At 41.1% G+C, this 15445-nt stretch carries 18 protein-coding genes and 1 tRNA gene; 7 read left to right on the top strand and 12 right to left on the bottom strand.

Going from position 1 to position 15445, the window contains the following annotated elements:
- The first annotated feature begins 103 nt into the window (after positions 1-103).
- From nadA to ACHSBP_RS06290, 4 genes are all read left to right on the top strand, one after another.
- Entirely contained in the window at positions 104-1162 is a 1059-nt protein-coding gene (nadA, locus tag ACHSBP_RS06305) for a quinolinate synthase NadA (RefSeq protein WP_010560434.1), read from the top strand.
- Positions 1163-1265: 103 nt separating this feature from the next.
- Positions 1266-1355, top strand: a tRNA-Ser gene (locus tag ACHSBP_RS06300).
- 580 nt (positions 1356-1935) lie between these two features.
- On the top strand, positions 1936-4539 hold the full coding sequence (locus ACHSBP_RS06295; protein WP_395388382.1) for an ExeM/NucH family extracellular endonuclease: 2604 nt from the start codon (positions 1936-1938) through the stop codon (positions 4537-4539).
- Between the two features lie 90 nt (positions 4540-4629).
- Positions 4630-5586 (top strand): phosphotransferase, encoded by a 957-nt coding sequence (locus ACHSBP_RS06290; RefSeq protein WP_395388381.1) that lies wholly within the window; start codon positions 4630-4632, stop codon positions 5584-5586.
- A 29-nt stretch (positions 5587-5615) separates the two neighbouring features.
- Here ACHSBP_RS06290 and ACHSBP_RS06285 read toward each other — a convergent pair whose 3' ends face one another.
- From ACHSBP_RS06285 to ACHSBP_RS06255, 7 genes are all read right to left on the bottom strand, one after another.
- On the bottom strand, positions 5616-6482 hold the full coding sequence (locus ACHSBP_RS06285; protein ID WP_010560429.1) for an amidohydrolase: 867 nt from the start codon (positions 6480-6482) through the stop codon (positions 5616-5618).
- Positions 6463-7188 carry an SDR family NAD(P)-dependent oxidoreductase gene (locus ACHSBP_RS06280; protein WP_010560428.1) on the bottom strand — a complete coding sequence of 242 codons (726 nt, stop codon included), beginning with the start codon at positions 7186-7188 and terminating at the stop codon, positions 6463-6465. Before ACHSBP_RS06280 ends, ACHSBP_RS06285 begins: the two co-directional genes overlap by 20 nt.
- 3 nt (positions 7189-7191) lie before the next feature.
- Positions 7192-7671 carry a peptidylprolyl isomerase gene (locus ACHSBP_RS06275; protein WP_010560427.1) on the bottom strand — a complete coding sequence of 160 codons (480 nt, stop codon included), beginning with the start codon at positions 7669-7671 and terminating at the stop codon, positions 7192-7194.
- A 60-nt stretch (positions 7672-7731) separates the two neighbouring features.
- Entirely contained in the window at positions 7732-9087 is a 1356-nt protein-coding gene (locus ACHSBP_RS06270) for a LysM peptidoglycan-binding domain-containing protein (protein WP_395388380.1), read from the bottom strand.
- Between the two features lie 95 nt (positions 9088-9182).
- Positions 9183-9497: a hypothetical protein gene (locus tag ACHSBP_RS06265; protein ID WP_100913123.1), complete on the bottom strand. Its 315-nt coding sequence runs from the start codon at positions 9495-9497 to the stop codon at positions 9183-9185.
- 79 nt (positions 9498-9576) lie between these two features.
- A complete protein-coding gene (locus tag ACHSBP_RS06260) occupies positions 9577-9852 on the bottom strand; it encodes a cell division protein ZapA (RefSeq protein ID WP_395388379.1) in 276 nt (91 codons plus the stop codon).
- A gap of 3 nt (positions 9853-9855) precedes the next feature.
- Positions 9856-10080 (bottom strand): hypothetical protein, encoded by a 225-nt coding sequence (locus ACHSBP_RS06255; protein WP_010560423.1) that lies wholly within the window; start codon positions 10078-10080, stop codon positions 9856-9858.
- Between the two features lie 181 nt (positions 10081-10261).
- Between ACHSBP_RS06255 and ACHSBP_RS06250 the strand changes: the two genes are divergently transcribed.
- Positions 10262-11110, top strand: coding sequence for a 23S rRNA (adenine(2030)-N(6))-methyltransferase RlmJ (locus ACHSBP_RS06250; protein ID WP_395388378.1), 849 nt, complete (start codon positions 10262-10264; stop codon positions 11108-11110).
- Positions 11111-11156: 46 nt separating this feature from the next.
- On the opposite strand, the gene ACHSBP_RS06245 is transcribed toward ACHSBP_RS06250, so the two are convergent.
- On the bottom strand, positions 11157-11948 hold the full coding sequence (locus ACHSBP_RS06245; protein WP_395388377.1) for an META domain-containing protein: 792 nt from the start codon (positions 11946-11948) through the stop codon (positions 11157-11159).
- 156 nt (positions 11949-12104) lie between these two features.
- The gene (locus ACHSBP_RS06240) at positions 12105-12635 is read right to left on the bottom strand and encodes a TetR/AcrR family transcriptional regulator (protein WP_395388376.1); all 531 of its coding nucleotides are present in this window, start codon (positions 12633-12635) and stop codon (positions 12105-12107) included.
- A gap of 122 nt (positions 12636-12757) precedes the next feature.
- Here ACHSBP_RS06240 and ACHSBP_RS06235 point away from each other — a divergent pair, with 122 nt between their 5' ends.
- Both ACHSBP_RS06235 and ACHSBP_RS06230 read left to right on the top strand, forming a co-directional pair.
- Positions 12758-12955: a hypothetical protein gene (locus tag ACHSBP_RS06235; protein WP_100913128.1), complete on the top strand. Its 198-nt coding sequence runs from the start codon at positions 12758-12760 to the stop codon at positions 12953-12955.
- Complete coding sequence (locus ACHSBP_RS06230; RefSeq protein ID WP_395388375.1) at positions 12921-13442, top strand: DUF2867 domain-containing protein; 522 nt, start codon at positions 12921-12923, stop codon at positions 13440-13442. Before ACHSBP_RS06235 ends, ACHSBP_RS06230 begins: the two co-directional genes overlap by 35 nt.
- A 67-nt stretch (positions 13443-13509) precedes the next feature.
- Here the strand turns inward: ACHSBP_RS06230 and lipA are convergent, their stop codons facing one another.
- Genes lipA through ybeD form a run of 3 tightly spaced genes read right to left on the bottom strand, consistent with a single transcriptional unit; the run spans position 13510 to position 15407 of the window.
- On the bottom strand, positions 13510-14475 hold the full coding sequence (gene lipA / locus ACHSBP_RS06225) for a lipoyl synthase (RefSeq protein ID WP_054978448.1): 966 nt from the start codon (positions 14473-14475) through the stop codon (positions 13510-13512).
- A 3-nt stretch (positions 14476-14478) separates the two neighbouring features.
- Positions 14479-15117 carry a lipoyl(octanoyl) transferase LipB gene (gene lipB / locus ACHSBP_RS06220; protein ID WP_239031301.1) on the bottom strand — a complete coding sequence of 213 codons (639 nt, stop codon included), beginning with the start codon at positions 15115-15117 and terminating at the stop codon, positions 14479-14481.
- Between the two features lie 11 nt (positions 15118-15128).
- The gene (ybeD, locus tag ACHSBP_RS06215; RefSeq protein ID WP_010560415.1) at positions 15129-15407 is read right to left on the bottom strand and encodes a DUF493 family protein YbeD; all 279 of its coding nucleotides are present in this window, start codon (positions 15405-15407) and stop codon (positions 15129-15131) included.
- Positions 15408-15445: the final 38 nt, after the last annotated feature.

The following is a 15445-nucleotide window of genomic DNA, read 5'->3' as shown; positions in this document are numbered from 1 at the left end:
AATTATATCCATCGCGTTATTTTATCAATCACAAAACTGTCATTCAGTTGCCATTTTCAGTATAATGCGCGCCAATTTCCTGTAGCAGTTCACGGTCGAGAATATGAGCTTAGCTGAACAAATTATGCCTGAGGATTATATTTTTCCTCCCAAGCCAGCCCCTTTATCAAACGATGAAAAGCAGGCGTATAAAGAACGTATTAAATCACTTCTAAAAGAGAAAGATGCGGTATTAGTGGCACACTATTACACCGATCCTGAAATTCAAGCCCTGGCTGAAGAAACCGGTGGTTGTGTTGCAGACTCGTTAGAAATGGCGCGTTTTGGTAGTAAACACCCAGCAAAAACTATTGTGGTTGCAGGTGTGCGCTTTATGGGCGAAACAGCCAAAATCTTAACGCCAGAAAAAACAGTTGTGATGCCAACGCTAGAAGCAACGTGTTCACTGGATGTTGGTTGTCCAATTGATGAGTTCTCAGCGTTTTGCGATCAGCACCCAGATCGCAAAGTGGTGGTGTATGCAAATACTTCAACGGCAGTTAAAGCTCGTGCAGATTGGATTGTTACCTCAAGCTGTGCACTTGAAATTGTTGAACACCTTGATGAGCAAGGCGACAAGATTATTTGGGGCCCTGATAAACACTTAGGCTCGTATATTCAAAAGCAAACTGGCGCAGATATGATCATGTGGAATGGCGCATGTATCGTCCATGATGAATTCAAAACAAAAGCGCTAAAAGATATGAAAGCCCTGCACCCTGATGCAGCGGTATTAGTGCACCCTGAGTCACCTGCTGAAATTGTTGATTTAGCTGATGCGGTAGGGTCAACGAGCCAGTTAATTAAAGCAGCGCAAGAGATGGACAATCAAAAGTTCATCGTGGCAACGGATCGCGGTATTTTTTATAAAATGCAGCAACTGTGCCCTGAAAAAGAATTCTTTGAAGCACCAACTCAAGGTGAAGGTGCAACATGTCGTAGCTGTGCGCACTGTCCTTGGATGGCGATGAATGGCCTAAAAGCGATTGAAGAAGCATTACTTGATGCAAGCGGTAAAGAAGTGTTTGTGGATATGGAACTTCGTGAAGGCGCGCTACGTTCGCTTAATCGCATGCTAGATTTTTCGGCATCGTTAAAGTTGGCAACGACAAACAATACTTAATGTGTTGTAATTTTAGCCGCTCATAATCAGTGTTCTAAAAAGTACTTGCTTACAATCAAGGCTTTGCATAAGATACGCCACACATTGCAAGGCAGTGTAATGCGGAGAGGTGGCTGAGTGGCTGAAGGCGCACGACTGGAACTCGTGTATAGGTTAACCCCTATCGAGGGTTCGAATCCCTCCCTCTCCGCCATTCTAGATTTAAAGAAAACGCTTGAGTTTATGCTCAGGCGTTTTTTTATGCCCGCAGTTTACCGAAAGGCTTTTTTAGAGGGTGTGCTATCAACCTTTTAAGAAAATGAGTCACGCTAGTGAGTTTAGTTTTACATAGTGGGCTGAAGTGGTTTAGGTCAAAACAATATGATGAGATTTTATTTTGCGAAAAGGTAAAAAACGTTATTGGTTTAGTCAGCTTTTTTATACAAAAGGTGCGGTGTAAAGTCTGCTGTTTGTTATAAATCTCTTGCGAACTAAATACAATAAAACGGCTAATAGTGTCGCCGTTAATTGTTTATTGGTAGCAGCAAGGTCATATGTCCGAATGAAATTAAAATTAAGTAACGCTAATTCCATTTGGGAATTGATATTTTTTTCTTATTCCTAAAAATATCTAAAACACCGGACATTAGTCCTTTCAATTTCAAGTGTTTCAAAAATGTTAAATTAATCGTAAATCACTGTAAATAAACACTATTTTGTAATTGATTTGTCACTTTATATGCCTAGCATACGATGTTCCTTAGTCGGGTAAAACAAAATCGGGAACAATACTAATGTTAAAGAAAACACTTTTGGCAAGCGCAATTGCCTTGGCAACAGCCAGTGCCAATGCGAATGTGATCATTTCGGAATACGTTGAAGGCGGCAGCTACAATAAAGCGGTTGAAGTTTATAATGCAGGCGATACCGCAGTTGATTTATCAACTTACGCACTAAACTTTTATTTTAACGGTAAGACGGAAATTGGCCGTACGATTACGCTTGCTGGTGAGCTTGCACCTAACACTACTTATGTTGTTGCACACTCACGTGCAGCGGAAGCGTTAAAAGCAAAAGCGCAGCTTGATACTGATGGCAGTTGGTTTAACGGTGATGACGCGGTTACATTAACTAACAGTGACACTGTGGTTGATAGCTTAGGCCAAATTGGTGTCGATCCAGGTTCAGCTTGGGTAAGCGGTGATGTACGCACTCAAGATCGTTCGTTAATTAGATTAGAATCTGTGAAATCTGGCCGTACAGATGCATTTGCAGCGTTTGATGGCGAACTTGAATGGATGGCATTGCCAAAAGATGATTTTTCAAATGTGGGTAGTCACAATCAGCAAACAGAAGAGCCGGACCCAGTTGAATGCGGTGGTGATGCAACTCTTATTAGTGCTATTCAAGGGAATGGTGATGCGAGCTCGCTTGTAGGCGAAACAGTTGAAGTGCAAGCAGTTGTTACTGTAAGCCTGCAAGGTGACGATCAGTTAAAAGGCTTTTTCTTACAAGAAGAGTCATTTGACCAAGATAGTGACTTAACCACATCAGAAGGTATTTTTGTTTATTACAACAAAACTGAAGTAGCACAAGGTGATGTTGTAAAACTACGTGCAAAAGTAGAAGAAAAATATGGGCAAACTCAACTTGCTTATGTTGGTGATCTTAAAGTGTGTGGTACAGAAAGTTACAGAGCCACAGAAATAACACTACCAGCTGAAGGTGGCTTAGAAGCGTATGAAGGTATGCTTGTAAGTGTATCTAATGAACTAGTTGTAAATGATACTTATGGTCTTTCACGCTATGGCGAGTTAAAACTTGGCACAGAACGTTTATTCCAAAGCACGCAAGTTGCACTGCCTGGTGATGCTGCAAATGCAGTAGAGGCTGAAAACAAGCTTAAATCTATTACATTAGATGATGGTTCAAGCGCGCAAAACCTTGAGGTTATCCCATACCCAACGCCAGAACTTGATGCTTACAATACATTGCGTCTAGGCGATAAAGTAAATGGCCTTACCGGCGTTCTTGGCTATGGCTATAGCCAGTACCGTATTCACCCAACAACAACACCAAACTTTATCCCTGAAAATGAGCGTAGCGAAGCGCCAGACGCTGTTGAAAACAGTAATTTACGAATTGCGAGCTTTAACGTACTTAATTACTTCAATGGTGACGGCCAAGGCGGTGGTTTCCCAACGCCTCGTGGTGCAGACACTGCAGAAGAATTTGAACGTCAAAAAGCAAAAACAGTGAGTGCAATTTTAGCGCTAGATGCAGATGTGATTGGTTTACTTGAAATGGAAAACGATGGTTTTTCTGATTTAAGTGCAATTGCTGATTTAGTTGCGTCTTTAAATGCCGCTCAAGCAAACGATACCTATGCCTTTGTTAATTTAAACACGGAACAGGTCGGTGGCGACGCAATTATGTCGGCGATTATTTATCGCAGTAACAAAGTGGCAGAAATAGGCACAGCTGCGTTCACTGAAGCAGTTCCGTTTGATTACGGAAACCGTCCACCAGTAATGCAAACCTTTACAGATAAGCTAACCAAAGAGAATTTCTCTGTAGTGGTTACTCACTTACGTTCTAAAGGTAGCTGTAGTAAAGCGGAAGGTTTAGATGCAGACCAAAAGGATGGTCAAGGTTGTTGGAACCAAACTCGCGTTAACGCAGTTAATAAACTGAATGAGTGGTTAGCGACTAATCCAACTACTGTAGCTGATGAAGATATGGTAATTCTTGGTGATATGAACGCGTATGGTGAAGAAGATCCAATCTATGCATTTGTTAACAATGGTTTTGTAAACATTAAAAAGCAACGGTTTGGTCATACACGTGATTACTCGTATGTATATCAAGGTCGCATTGGTAGTTTAGATCACGCATTTGCATCAAGCAGCATGTATGACAAAGTAGTTGGTATTCAAGATTGGCATATTAATGCTGACGAGCCAGTTTCACTTGACTACAACATGGAATACAAATCAGATAAGCACCTAGCAAGTTTATATGCTGATCACGCTTATCGTGCATCTGATCACGACCCAATCGTAATTGACTTTGATACACGCCCAGCGCCAACAGTTATTGAAGGTACATTTGAAAACCTATCTGGTTGGTTCTGGTGGGATCACCGTACTATTGAACTGCCAGCGGGTTTTGATACGTTAGAAGTGTCAATTGAAGGCGATGGTGAAGCAGATTTATATGTGCGCCACGGTAAACAGCCTAACTTCTTTAAATATGATTGTCGTCCATATTTATGGGGCAGCAACGAAACATGTACGCTAGACAAACCTGAAGAGGGTAAGTGGTATTTCCGTCTGCGTGGTATTTTACCGTATGCAAATGTGACACTGCGCTACAAAGCAACTAAGCAAAATTTCTAATTGTTACTCGTTGAACAAAAGAGCGGCATTTGCTGCTCTTTTTTTTGCAATATGGTAGCGTGTACGCGATTTGATAATATCGGTTCCACTATGCTAAATGACACCATTCAACTGCAAATATGCCAAACTCTTGGCAAGTCAAATATTCGCCAAGTAGATACCTTCAAAACAGTTTGGAGTGGCTTTGGTGCGCTGCATCGTATTTCGTTTGCACAAAATGATGAATCGGTAGTAGTAAAATCCATTTGCAAGCCAACTGAAATACACCACCCGAAGGGCTGGAATAGTGACTTTGCATCTGCTCGAAAGCTAAGTTCTTATCGCAATGAACAATATTTTTATCGCCACTACAGCAACAAACTAAATGTCGTTACGCCACAATTTTTAGGGTTACTGGCAGCTGATAATACGCAATATTTACTGCTCAGTGATTTAGCATCTGCGGGGTTTGAAGCCATAGCCGAAGATGATATCTCAGCGGTTAAAGGGGTTCTTGATTGGTTGGCGTGTTTTCATGCGCAAAATCTTAATGTCAGTGACAATAAGCTATGGCAGCAAGGCGGTTATTGGCATCTTGCGACGCGTCCGGATGAGTTAAATGCAATGTCGCATACAGCGTTAAAAGCGGCAGCGCCAGCGTTAGATAATCAATTGCGGAGTTGTCCGTATCAAACACTTATTCATGGCGATGCTAAAATTGCTAACTTTATGATGTCGCAAAATACCGTTGCAGGGTATGACTTTCAGTATGTTGGCAAAGGCATTGGTATACAAGACGTAATGTTGTTACTCAGTAGTGCATTTACCAGTGAGCAACTATATGCTGTTGAGCATGAGTTACTGAATTATTATCAAACGGCGTTTTTAAAGTATTGTGATGTGTTTGCTAAGCCGGGCGGTACGCAAATTTTATCGTGCTGGTTAGCACTTTATAGCATTGCGTGGGCGGACTTTGTGCGCTTTTTAGAGGGCTGGTCACCAAAACATTGGAAATTACATGAATATGCGTGGCATCACGCTAATAAGGCTTTAGCAAATATCTCGTAATAATTAACCTGAGAGCTGGCTAGCTATCGCTATTTCTGTATCTGATAAATTCGCTTCGCGTTAGCAAAACTGAGCTTTTGCCACAGTGCTTTATTAGGGCACAGGTCGTAATATTGTTGCCAAAGCGAGGCATAACTTGATGCCATTAAACAAATTGGAAAGTTACTGGCAAACATAACGCGGTTTTCGCCAAAATGTGTAACTAGTGTGGTCAACACCGTTTTTCTGAATGGTTCGTTTAATGGCAAATCTATCATTTCAAACCCAGAATACTTTATCGCGATATTATCAAAGCGTGCCAGGTTTTTGATTGCTGTGTGCCAATCATCAAACGATTCAGCTGTAACCAGACCTGCGTGATTTAACACAATATTTAAAGTGGGGCATGCTTTTGCTAAATCACATAAGCGCTTTGTGATAGGGTGTTGGTGAAGTTCAAACTGCGCCTCAAAGATTAACTGATGGCTTTCAAGCAGCGCAAAATTGCTTACGACTTCTGGCTTTAATAATCGCTCGGCATCCGCACCTTCACTAATATCTCGAATGCCAACAAAAGTAGCATAGCGTGAAAAGTCCTGAATTTGCTCTTTAAAGGTATGTGGGTCTTGGTCAATTTGCGCATAACTTATCGCACAATGCGCGCGTTTGTATTTTTGTTCTAAAAAGGCGATTTCGGCCGCGGGGTGAGTATTATTAAAACCCGCTTCAATATGCGCGTAGCCGTCAAGCTGAAAATGTACCGGTAGTTTTAAATCGGCTGGTGTGAAATTGCGTTGAATTAAACTAATTTTTGGCCAAGGGGGCAGTGCATTTTTGAGCCAAAAATAATCACCTTCATCTAAATCAAAAAGATGAAGGTGAGGGTCGAATATGGCGTTATTGCGCTGTGTATCCACCGTCAATAACCTGCAAGCTACCGGTGATAAATGTCGCTTTATCACTGACCAAAAAGCCAATGTAATCTGCTACCTCAGTTGCCTGACCTAAACGGTTAAGCGGTTGTAGTGCTTCTTCTTCAGCGTGTACTTCGGCCTTGTTAGCGCCGCTTTTTTCACAGTAACTATCTATAGCTGCATGATAAAGCGGTGTTTCAATGGTACCTGGACAAACAGCGTTGGCACGAATGTTATATTCGGCATAGTCTAACGCGGTGGTACGTGCCATTGAGGCAAGTGCCGCTTTAGATAAGTTATATGCGAAGGAGTTTCGCTTACCAATAAGCGCTTGATCAGACGCTACTAGCACAATTGCGCCGCCGTTTTGTTTCATAAAAGGTAGCGCATGCTTAATTAGGCTAAACGCGCCTTTCACATTCAACGAAAATAGCTCATCTAGCATCTGTTCAGATGTGTTTTCGATGTTAGCTGAAAGGTGGCGACCTGCATTAGATACAACCACATCAATTGATTGATGTTGTTGCCCTATATTTGCAATCACGTTGCCAACCGCATCAACATTGCTCACATCGCAGTCGATAAAATGCCCGACATCTGAATGGCTAATATCCAGGTTGTATACGATATAACCATCGTCAATTAATCGCGAAACGGTAGCAAGGCCAATGCCTTTACTACCGCCAGTAACTACTGCGACCTTACTCATAATTTAGTGGCCGCAACCGCCAGCGCCATGCACATGGCCGTGCGATAACTCTTCGCTTGTTGCTTCGCGTACTGATACAACTTCGATATTAAAGGTTAAATCTTTACCAGCAAATGGGTGGTTTAAATCACAATCAGCGTTAAAGCGACCAACTTTAATGATTGTTACTTGGCGTTGACCTTGATCGGTATGCACAACGGCAGTCATGCCTGGCTTCCATACTTTAGCACCTTGTAAGTGCTTTAAAGGAATACGCTGAACTGCATTATCGTGGCGTGGCCCATATGCGTCTTTAGCTTCAAGCTCAACGCTAAATTTCTCATCAGCTGCTTTGCCATCAAGCGCATTTTCTAAACCTGGTAACATACCTTCATGGCCATGAAGGTAAGCTAGTGGAGAGCCATCTTTGCTTGATTCTAACTGAGTGTCACCTTCAAAAACGGTGTAATGAAATTCAACAACGGCGTCTTTTGCGATTTGCATAATAATCCTAAATTTAACAATTTTTCGCAGTATATATGAATTCAGATTAAGACGCGAAAATCAATTGTTTAATGTCGCAGTTTGGCTAATTGAAAAGTAGGGCAGTTGCTCGGTGATATCGCCAGATGTAAGTATGTTTTGCGGCGCCGCTTTAGCTTGCGTAATAACAATTTTTAATTCTTGCCCTGGTTTTATAATGCCTTTTCGCGGCAATGCATTCCAATCGCGCAGTTGCTTGATGGTAACATCAAACAAAGTGGCAATGTGCCAAAGGGAATCGCTCGGTTTAACCTGATAAGATACTTCTAATCTTTCGATTTCCGGTTTTGCCCGTTTGATGTAACGGCTAATGGCATATTCACGCACTAAACTCGGCATGCTTTTACTGCTGGCGGGTAAGATTAAACGCTGCCCGATATACAATACATCTGTAGTTAAACGATTAAGCGCTTTTAACTTTGAAATTGATGTGTTGGTGAGGTTTGCTAAGCGGTATAAAGAGTCCCCCTTTTTAACTGTGTATCCTTTATCTTTACCATAGCGGCTAAACAACAATACTTGTTCTAGTGTGATGCCGAGCTTTTTTGGTAGCAGCAAATGAAAGGGGCCATTTGGTGCACTTTTATCAGCGATATAAGCGCGATTTAGTTTTAATATTTCCGCGCTAGGCACTTGGAGCAGTTCTGCAATTACAATAATGGAAAAGGGCTGCTCTACATCGATGATACGAGTAGAGGATATGCTTTCCACAGGTGGAAAAAACGACGGATTGTTCGCAATCAGTTTGTTAACCGCTAATAGCTTAGGTACATAATCTTTGGTTTCTTGCGGTAATGGCAAATGCCAAAAATCTACCGGTTTAGCGTTATGTTTATTTATACGTATTGCCTCTTTTACTTTACCCTCACCGCAGTTATAGGCCGCGATTGCTAACAACCAGTTTTTGTCAAAAGTCACGTATAGTTCGTTTAAATAACTCAGTGCAGCATGGGTTGAAAGCACTAAGTCGAAGCGGCCATCGTAATATCCGTTAATTGGCACATTATAATGCTGTGCAATCAGTGGCATAAGTTGCCAAATTCCCGCCGCGCCTTTTTGTGATTTAGTCATACGAAAATCACTTTCAACAATGGGCAGTAGGGCTAATTCTATCGGCATATTACGTTTTTTAAGCTCTGCAACTATGTAGGGTAAGTATGGCTTTGCACGCAATGAAATATTGCTGGCATAAAACGATTGTTGCGAATACCAGTGTAATTTATCGTCTATTCGTGGGTGTGAGAGGTTTGCTAGCTGTCTATTTTCAGCAATAAGTTGCCAAATATTCGATTTGTCGCTCACGGCAGATACAGTTGGTGCTACTAATGCAAGTAACAGCGATAGCAATAGACCTTTTAACTCGGGTGAGCGATACATAACCAGCATGCCTTTTCAGGAAAACTTGGTTTAAGTGTAGACAAGAAAAAAGTATCAGAAATGACAAAAAGGCAAAAAGTTGATAACTGTAAGATTTAAAAGAAGTTAAAAAAACTTGTTACAGAATAAGGGCTTGTCGCAAAAATAAAGGGTAAGGCTATAAAAATCAAGGCCATAATTAAATAGCTTGATGCACGCATTGCGCTGATTTTTTTGAGCTGTAAAAGCGAAATGCCACTCACAATACCACCTGCTACCAAACAGCTTCCCCACAATTGAACTTGTAACACAGTTACCGAGTTTTGCGTATTTAAAAGCTGGCAAATAACCACTGCATCTACAATTAAAATGACAAAAAATACTAAACTAATAACGAGTAGTTTGATGCCAAATAGTTGAGATTTTTGCATGGCCAACGGTTTTTAGCGGTTAAAGGTGTGACATTAATATCGCAATAGTAAAATAATTTCCAGAACAATCTGAGATATATTATTCGACTGCTGACAACAACTTAACAATCAGTTGGTTCATTTGCTTGGTATGTTGCGCGTCAGCACTGAGTAATTCGTGACAAAGATTCAAAGCGACCATCAGCAATACTTTATCATCGCTTTTGGTGTGTGCACGCTGTTTAAATTCGTTTAACTCATCGTTTAAACGGTTAGCTGCAGCAAGCAGCTCATCTTCTTTGCCTTTTGGGCAAGCAATCATATGTTGCTTGCCAAGTAAGGTTATTGCGAGGCCCTGATTATCACCTTGCGCCATAAATTAACTTGCCGCTTGCGAAAGCTTAGTAACAAGTTCGTTTAAAGACGCTGCTTGTGAGCTGCTTGATTCTTCAAGCTCCATTAATTCAAGCTGTGATGTTTCAAGCTCGTCTTTTGCTTTGGCTAACGCAGTTTCAAGCGCTTGCTTTTCTTCTTTTAGGGTTTGGTTTTGGGAGATTAATTGGTCAACTAACGAATGTAGCGTAGAGTATAAATTGTCGCTCATAATGGCACGCCTTAAATAATAATGAATAAATGTGACAGTAATATGTAAATATGGGTATTGGATGGCGATAGCAAGGCTAAGTTCAAGGAAATTTAGCTAAAATCGTTTAACTGCGCAAAATCTACCCGTAAAACATGTATAAAAGAGTTATAATGCAGCAAATTTACGTTTAGGGCTGTATATGCTTAGCTATCGTCACTCTTTTCATGCAGGTAACCCTGCTGATGTTATTAAACATTTAGTATTAATTGAAACGCTTACTTATCTTACGCAAAAAGATAAGCCACTTGAATATATTGATACCCACTCAGGTGTTGGCATTTATCGTTTAGCCAATGCAGACGCCCAAAAAACGCAAGAGTATTTAGATGGTATTGCTAAGTTATGGCAATACAAAGGTGACAACCAAGCAATTGCAAATTATGTTGAGCGTGTAAAACAGTTTAATAAAGGGGAACTTGAGTTCTATCCCGGTTCGCCACTTGTTGCTGACAGCTTGTTACGTGATAGCGACAAACGCTGGTTATTCGAATTGCACCCGCAAGACAGCGAAAGCTTAAAAAACAATATGGCTGAGCTTAGCACGCGTCGCAAGCAAACCTATGTTCGTAAAGAAAACGGATTTGCAGGACTATTAGGTTTACTACCACCTCAGGCAAAACGTGGTTGCGTATTAATTGATCCTCCTTACGAAATAAAGTCAGATTACGAGCAAGTTGTTAAAACCGTTAAAAAAGCCAATGTAAGATTTAACAGTGGCACGATTATGATTTGGTATCCTGTAGTGACACGCAAGCGCATTGAAAAAATGGAGCAGGGGCTTATTGCATCGGGTATTCGCAATATTCAGTTATTTGAACTTGCGACGAGCGCAGATAGTGATGAATTAGGCATGACGGCCTCAGGCATGATTGTGATAAACCCACCATGGACATTGAAAAAGACCATGGATGCATGTTTACCAGAACTTGTTTCCTTGTTATCGGATGACGGTGGTTTCTACCGTAGCGAACAACTCGTTGAAGAATAAAAAAAGCCGCAAAATGCGGCTTTTTTATGTATTAAGTAAGGTTTAGTTAGTTAAAATATACGGCACTAAACTGAGCAATTTTTTCTTTTTTCTCGTTAAATAAAGTTAATGACTCACCCTTTATTTTGTATTCAAACGTATCTTGCAATACTTGATGCATTGCACTTTCAAGGGTGTTCGCCGTACCTTGGCACATCATCATAGTACTGGCCATGCCTTTAAAGCGCAGGCCAAACTCTTTTGCTAAATAGCCACCCATAAAGTTATTGCAGCCAGCAAATCCACGCGCGTTACCATCGGCTTTTAACTGCACAAAGACTTCTCGTGCACCTTCAGGTGTATTCACTTGAGCATCTTGTAACATGGTGGCTTTCCAATAAGTATTTGTCAGCGGTACATCTGGTTTAATTGTTGGGGCGATTTTAGTCAGTTTTAGTCGTAGCGGACCGCTGTTATTTGCAAACGGGTTATTTGATTGTGTCGTGGTATACAATAACTCACCGTCTTTACGGATCTGTGCGCGTACGTTGTAGCGCATGTTGTCTTTAATGAGTGCTTCATCATAAGTTAGTGCAACGCGATAAGGTGGCGCAGTATCGAGCGTGGTTAATTTACTACTGATCACGGTTGCGGCAACGTCCATTTTTGATACGTCTTCAAGCGTTACTGTTAACTCGGCATTAGGTGGCAACATGCTGCGGTCAAAATAGAATACTTCCGTATTTAAGGTGCGCATTGTTGATTGCTGTACTTCAGGGGCAGATTGACACGCGGTTAATGTAATTGTGCTGGTGGCAATAAGTGAACATAAAAACAAAGGTTTAGCAAAGCGATTCATAGTAGTTCCTTTATCTTGTTTAACGAAATTAAGTGGACTTACACAAGTGCGTGTTGAGCTTTGCTCTTTGCAAGTTCAACCCCGCGTATTTTAAAGCGCTATTATTAACTTATGCTTAATGCTACATAGGTTAACCTATTTTAGTTAACCTGAATGTTAGTTAGGTACATTGAGCATACTCAGCTTATTTTCAAGTTGTGCAACTAATTCATTTTCATTTATTTCAGGGTGATTTAGCCCGTATAGCAAGGTCATAAAATAAAGATCAATGATCACATCAGCATGATGTGTACTTGCGTTGTTATCGTGTATTAGTTGGTTTTTAAATCGTGCTAACTGAGGGGCAAGTTCACTGTGTTGCCACATGATCGTGCCAAGTAACTCTCGACTAAACTCACGCTGAGATAAGTAAAACGGGTAGAGCGCTTTAGCATAGTGCGACATGCGTTCAATTGCAGTATGGCTTTTATCTTTTTTGCTGGCGTTTAACAGTACTTCATCTAATTGGTCTGAAAATCCCGCTTTTAATATGTCTATTTTACTTTTGAAATGACTAAATACTGTGCCGTTGGCAACACCAGACGCCATAGCAATATCGCGCGTGCTGGTATTTTGGTATCCATTTTCTTTAAAAAGCAGCCATGCGGTTGTAAGAATAAGTTGTTTTGTTTGTTCTTTTTTTGACACGTTTTCCTCCAGTACATGTGCTATTACACCAGCTTTATAAATTAACGCAATAAAAATTGTTGTTGATTTTTGAGCGCGCTCAATAATAAAATGAGCGCGCTCAATTTATTTTAGGAGTGAGTATGGAACATTTAAAACGATTACTTGGCTCGGTTATTTTTCTGCCGTTTATCTTTTGTTATAGCTATGTTGTTGGTCCGCTGCTTATGGCTGTTTTAGTGCCTGGTGGAGTAGTGCTGTTGCTACTTATTTTAGGCTTTAAAGATGGAAAAAAGGCGTTTAAAGATGCGTTTTTACAAAAGCAGCTCGGTAAAAAATAAAGTTACGGCAATTCAATTTCCAAGTGTTATTAGCAAAGGCTGCGGGGTGTGTTACAAAGACGCATTTATGTTTACTGCAAACAAAGCTGACTTAACTGCACAGCAGGTTTATTTTGCTATTTTTGCTGAGTTGCCACAGTGGGTGAAAGGCCTTTTGACACTGCGTAACAAAGTCGTCTCACTGTTTGGCTTTTTGGCAACAGATAATAATATGGGAAGTAGTTTGACCTCGATGAAAACAGGCGAGAGCGCGGGGTTTTTGCGTTACCAATTGGTAAGCGATGAGCAAGTTGTCAGTACCAGTGAGGAGCCCAATATGGCAATTTGGCTAACGGTAAAACGGGTGTCGCAAAGTCAATTTATTGTTGCGACAGAGGTGGAGTTAAGAACGTTAAAAGGGCGAGTGTATATGGCAATCATTAAGCCATTTCATCGATTTATTGCGCCATTTTGCATTCGTTACGCATTAAAAATGAATCGAATATAAAACATAAAAGCCAGCATGTGCTGGCTTTTATTTGTAATCTATTTAAGTAATTTAGCTTACGCTTTCGTTACTTAACCTCTTTACCTGCTGCTTGTAAATCAGCGTGGTAACTAGAGCGTACAAACGGACCACAAGCTGCATGGCTGAAGCCAATTTCATCAGCATAGTCTTTTAATGCATCAAATTCCACAGGCGGCACGTAGCGCTTAACTGGTAAATGGTGCTTAGAAGGCTGTAGATACTGACCCACAGTAAGCATATCTACATTATGTTCACGTAAATCGCGCAACACTTCTTCAATTTCGCTAATTTCTTCGCCCAAGCCAACCATTAAACCTGATTTTGTTTTAACGTTCGGGTGAGCTTCTTTAAAGCGACGCAGTAATTCAAGTGACCATTTGTAGTCAGCACCCGGACGTGCAAGCTTATAAAGGCGCGGCGCCGTTTCTAAGTTGTGGTTAAACACATCAGGTGGCGTTTCGGTTAAAATCTCAAGGGCTTTATCCATACGACCACGGAAGTCAGGTACTAAAATTTCAATCGTAATACCTGGATTGTGTTTGCGAATTTCGCGAATACAATCGGCAAAGTGCTGTGCACCACCGTCACGTAAGTCATCACGGTCAACAGACGTAATTACAACGTAACTTAGCTTCATATCTTTAATCGTTAAGGCAAGCTTTTCTGGCTCTTGTGCATCAGGCTTCAGCGGTCGACCGTGGGCAACATCACAGAAAGGGCAACGACGGGTACAAATTGCACCTAAAATCATAAAGGTGGCTGTGCCGTGGTTAAAACACTCAGACAAGTTTGGACAAGATGCTTCTTCACACACTGAGTGCAAACCATGCTTACGCATTGCGCTTTTAATGCCGTCAATACGTTCACTTGATTTAGGTAAACGAATTTTTAGCCATTCTGGCTTGCGCAGCATTTCTTCTTTTTCAGTTGGCATAACCTTGACGGGGATTAGTGCCATTTTTTCCGCATCACGAAGCTTTACGCCCGGTTGCATTTTTACAGGTTTACTCATTGATTAAAAACCTACTACTTGCTCATATTCAGTGGTACCTAATTTTTTAACTAGGTGCTTTACCAGCCCGCTTGACGCTTCTTCTAGCGTTTGTGGGCCATTAATTTGTTTGGTTTGTAGCATTTCCATTCCGGCATAACCACATGGATTAATGCGTAAAAACGGTTCCATATCCATATCGATATTTAACGCAAGACCGTGAAAAGAACAGCCGCGACGAACGCGAAGACCCAAAGAGGCTATTTTCTTTTCATCGACATATACGCCCGGTGCATCGGCTTTGGCGTACGCCTTGATACCGAAATCATTTAGGGTATCGATCACCGTTTCTTCAAGCCAGGTAACCAATTCGCGCACACCAATTTTGAGACGACGTAAATTAAACAGTACATACAGTACTTGTTGGCCTGGACCGTGATAAGTTACTTGGCCGCCACGATCAACTTTAACTACCGGAATATCACCGGTCATTAATAAGTGTTCTTCTTTGCCTGCTTGACCTTGGGTAAACACAGGGTTGTGTTCTACCAACCAAATTTCATCAGCGGCATTTTCGTCGCGCGTATCGGTATAGTCCTGCATTGCCTGCCATACCGGCTCGTAATCTTGGCGATTAAGCTGTCGAACGATCAATTTAGGCATATTAATAGGCCTTACAGTACGTAACGTACGTCTGCGATTGAGCCAAGCTCAGTGTAAATTGTTTCGATATGTTCTTTGCTGGTCACTGTTGCAACTAAACTTACAGACTCATAATTACCTTTGCTGCTAGCTTTGGTTTTTGGTGCGTAGTCGCCAGGCGCCAACTTTTGCATCACAGTTAATACTTGCGAGGTTAAGTCAACATTTGCAAGGCCCATTACTTTAAAAGTAAAAGGACAAGGGAACTCTAAAAACTCGTCAAATTTAGTATTTTTAACCGGATTAACCACATTTCACCTCAGTAATTATAGGGTTATTACGACCATTT

The organism is Pseudoalteromonas sp. XMcav1-K, assembly GCF_044005875.1.
In the GTDB taxonomy this organism is placed as follows: domain Bacteria; phylum Pseudomonadota; class Gammaproteobacteria; order Enterobacterales; family Alteromonadaceae; genus Pseudoalteromonas; species Pseudoalteromonas spongiae.
Note: the sequence above shows the minus strand (reverse complement) of the source record. Positions and strands in the feature narration are given on the sequence as shown.

Excerpts from the sequence above, each read along its gene's own strand:
- ACHSBP_RS06260 (WP_395388379.1), bottom strand. The coding sequence starts at position 9,852 with ATGGCGCAAGGTGATAATCAGGGCCTCGCAATAACCTTACTTGGCAAG.
- ACHSBP_RS06270 (WP_395388380.1), bottom strand. The coding sequence starts at position 9,087 with ATGTATCGCTCACCCGAGTTAAAAGGTCTATTGCTATCGCTGTTACTT.
- ACHSBP_RS06280 (WP_010560428.1), bottom strand. The coding sequence starts at position 7,188 with ATGAGTAAGGTCGCAGTAGTTACTGGCGGTAGTAAAGGCATTGGCCTT.
- ACHSBP_RS06265 (WP_100913123.1), bottom strand. The coding sequence starts at position 9,497 with ATGCAAAAATCTCAACTATTTGGCATCAAACTACTCGTTATTAGTTTA.
- ACHSBP_RS06290 (WP_395388381.1), top strand. The coding sequence starts at position 4,630 with ATGCTAAATGACACCATTCAACTGCAAATATGCCAAACTCTTGGCAAG.
- ACHSBP_RS06230 (WP_395388375.1), top strand. The coding sequence starts at position 12,921 with ATGCGTTTTTACAAAAGCAGCTCGGTAAAAAATAAAGTTACGGCAATT.
- ACHSBP_RS06235 (WP_100913128.1), top strand. The coding sequence starts at position 12,758 with ATGGAACATTTAAAACGATTACTTGGCTCGGTTATTTTTCTGCCGTTT.
- lipA (WP_054978448.1), bottom strand. The coding sequence starts at position 14,475 with ATGAGTAAACCTGTAAAAATGCAACCGGGCGTAAAGCTTCGTGATGCG.
- ACHSBP_RS06250 (WP_395388378.1), top strand. The coding sequence starts at position 10,262 with ATGCTTAGCTATCGTCACTCTTTTCATGCAGGTAACCCTGCTGATGTT.
- nadA (WP_010560434.1), top strand. The coding sequence starts at position 104 with ATGAGCTTAGCTGAACAAATTATGCCTGAGGATTATATTTTTCCTCCC.
- ACHSBP_RS06275 (WP_010560427.1), bottom strand. The coding sequence starts at position 7,671 with ATGCAAATCGCAAAAGACGCCGTTGTTGAATTTCATTACACCGTTTTT.
- ACHSBP_RS06245 (WP_395388377.1), bottom strand. The coding sequence starts at position 11,948 with ATGAATCGCTTTGCTAAACCTTTGTTTTTATGTTCACTTATTGCCACC.
- ACHSBP_RS06255 (WP_010560423.1), bottom strand. The coding sequence starts at position 10,080 with ATGAGCGACAATTTATACTCTACGCTACATTCGTTAGTTGACCAATTA.
- lipB (WP_239031301.1), bottom strand. The coding sequence starts at position 15,117 with ATGCCTAAATTGATCGTTCGACAGCTTAATCGCCAAGATTACGAGCCG.
- ACHSBP_RS06295 (WP_395388382.1), top strand. The coding sequence starts at position 1,936 with ATGTTAAAGAAAACACTTTTGGCAAGCGCAATTGCCTTGGCAACAGCC.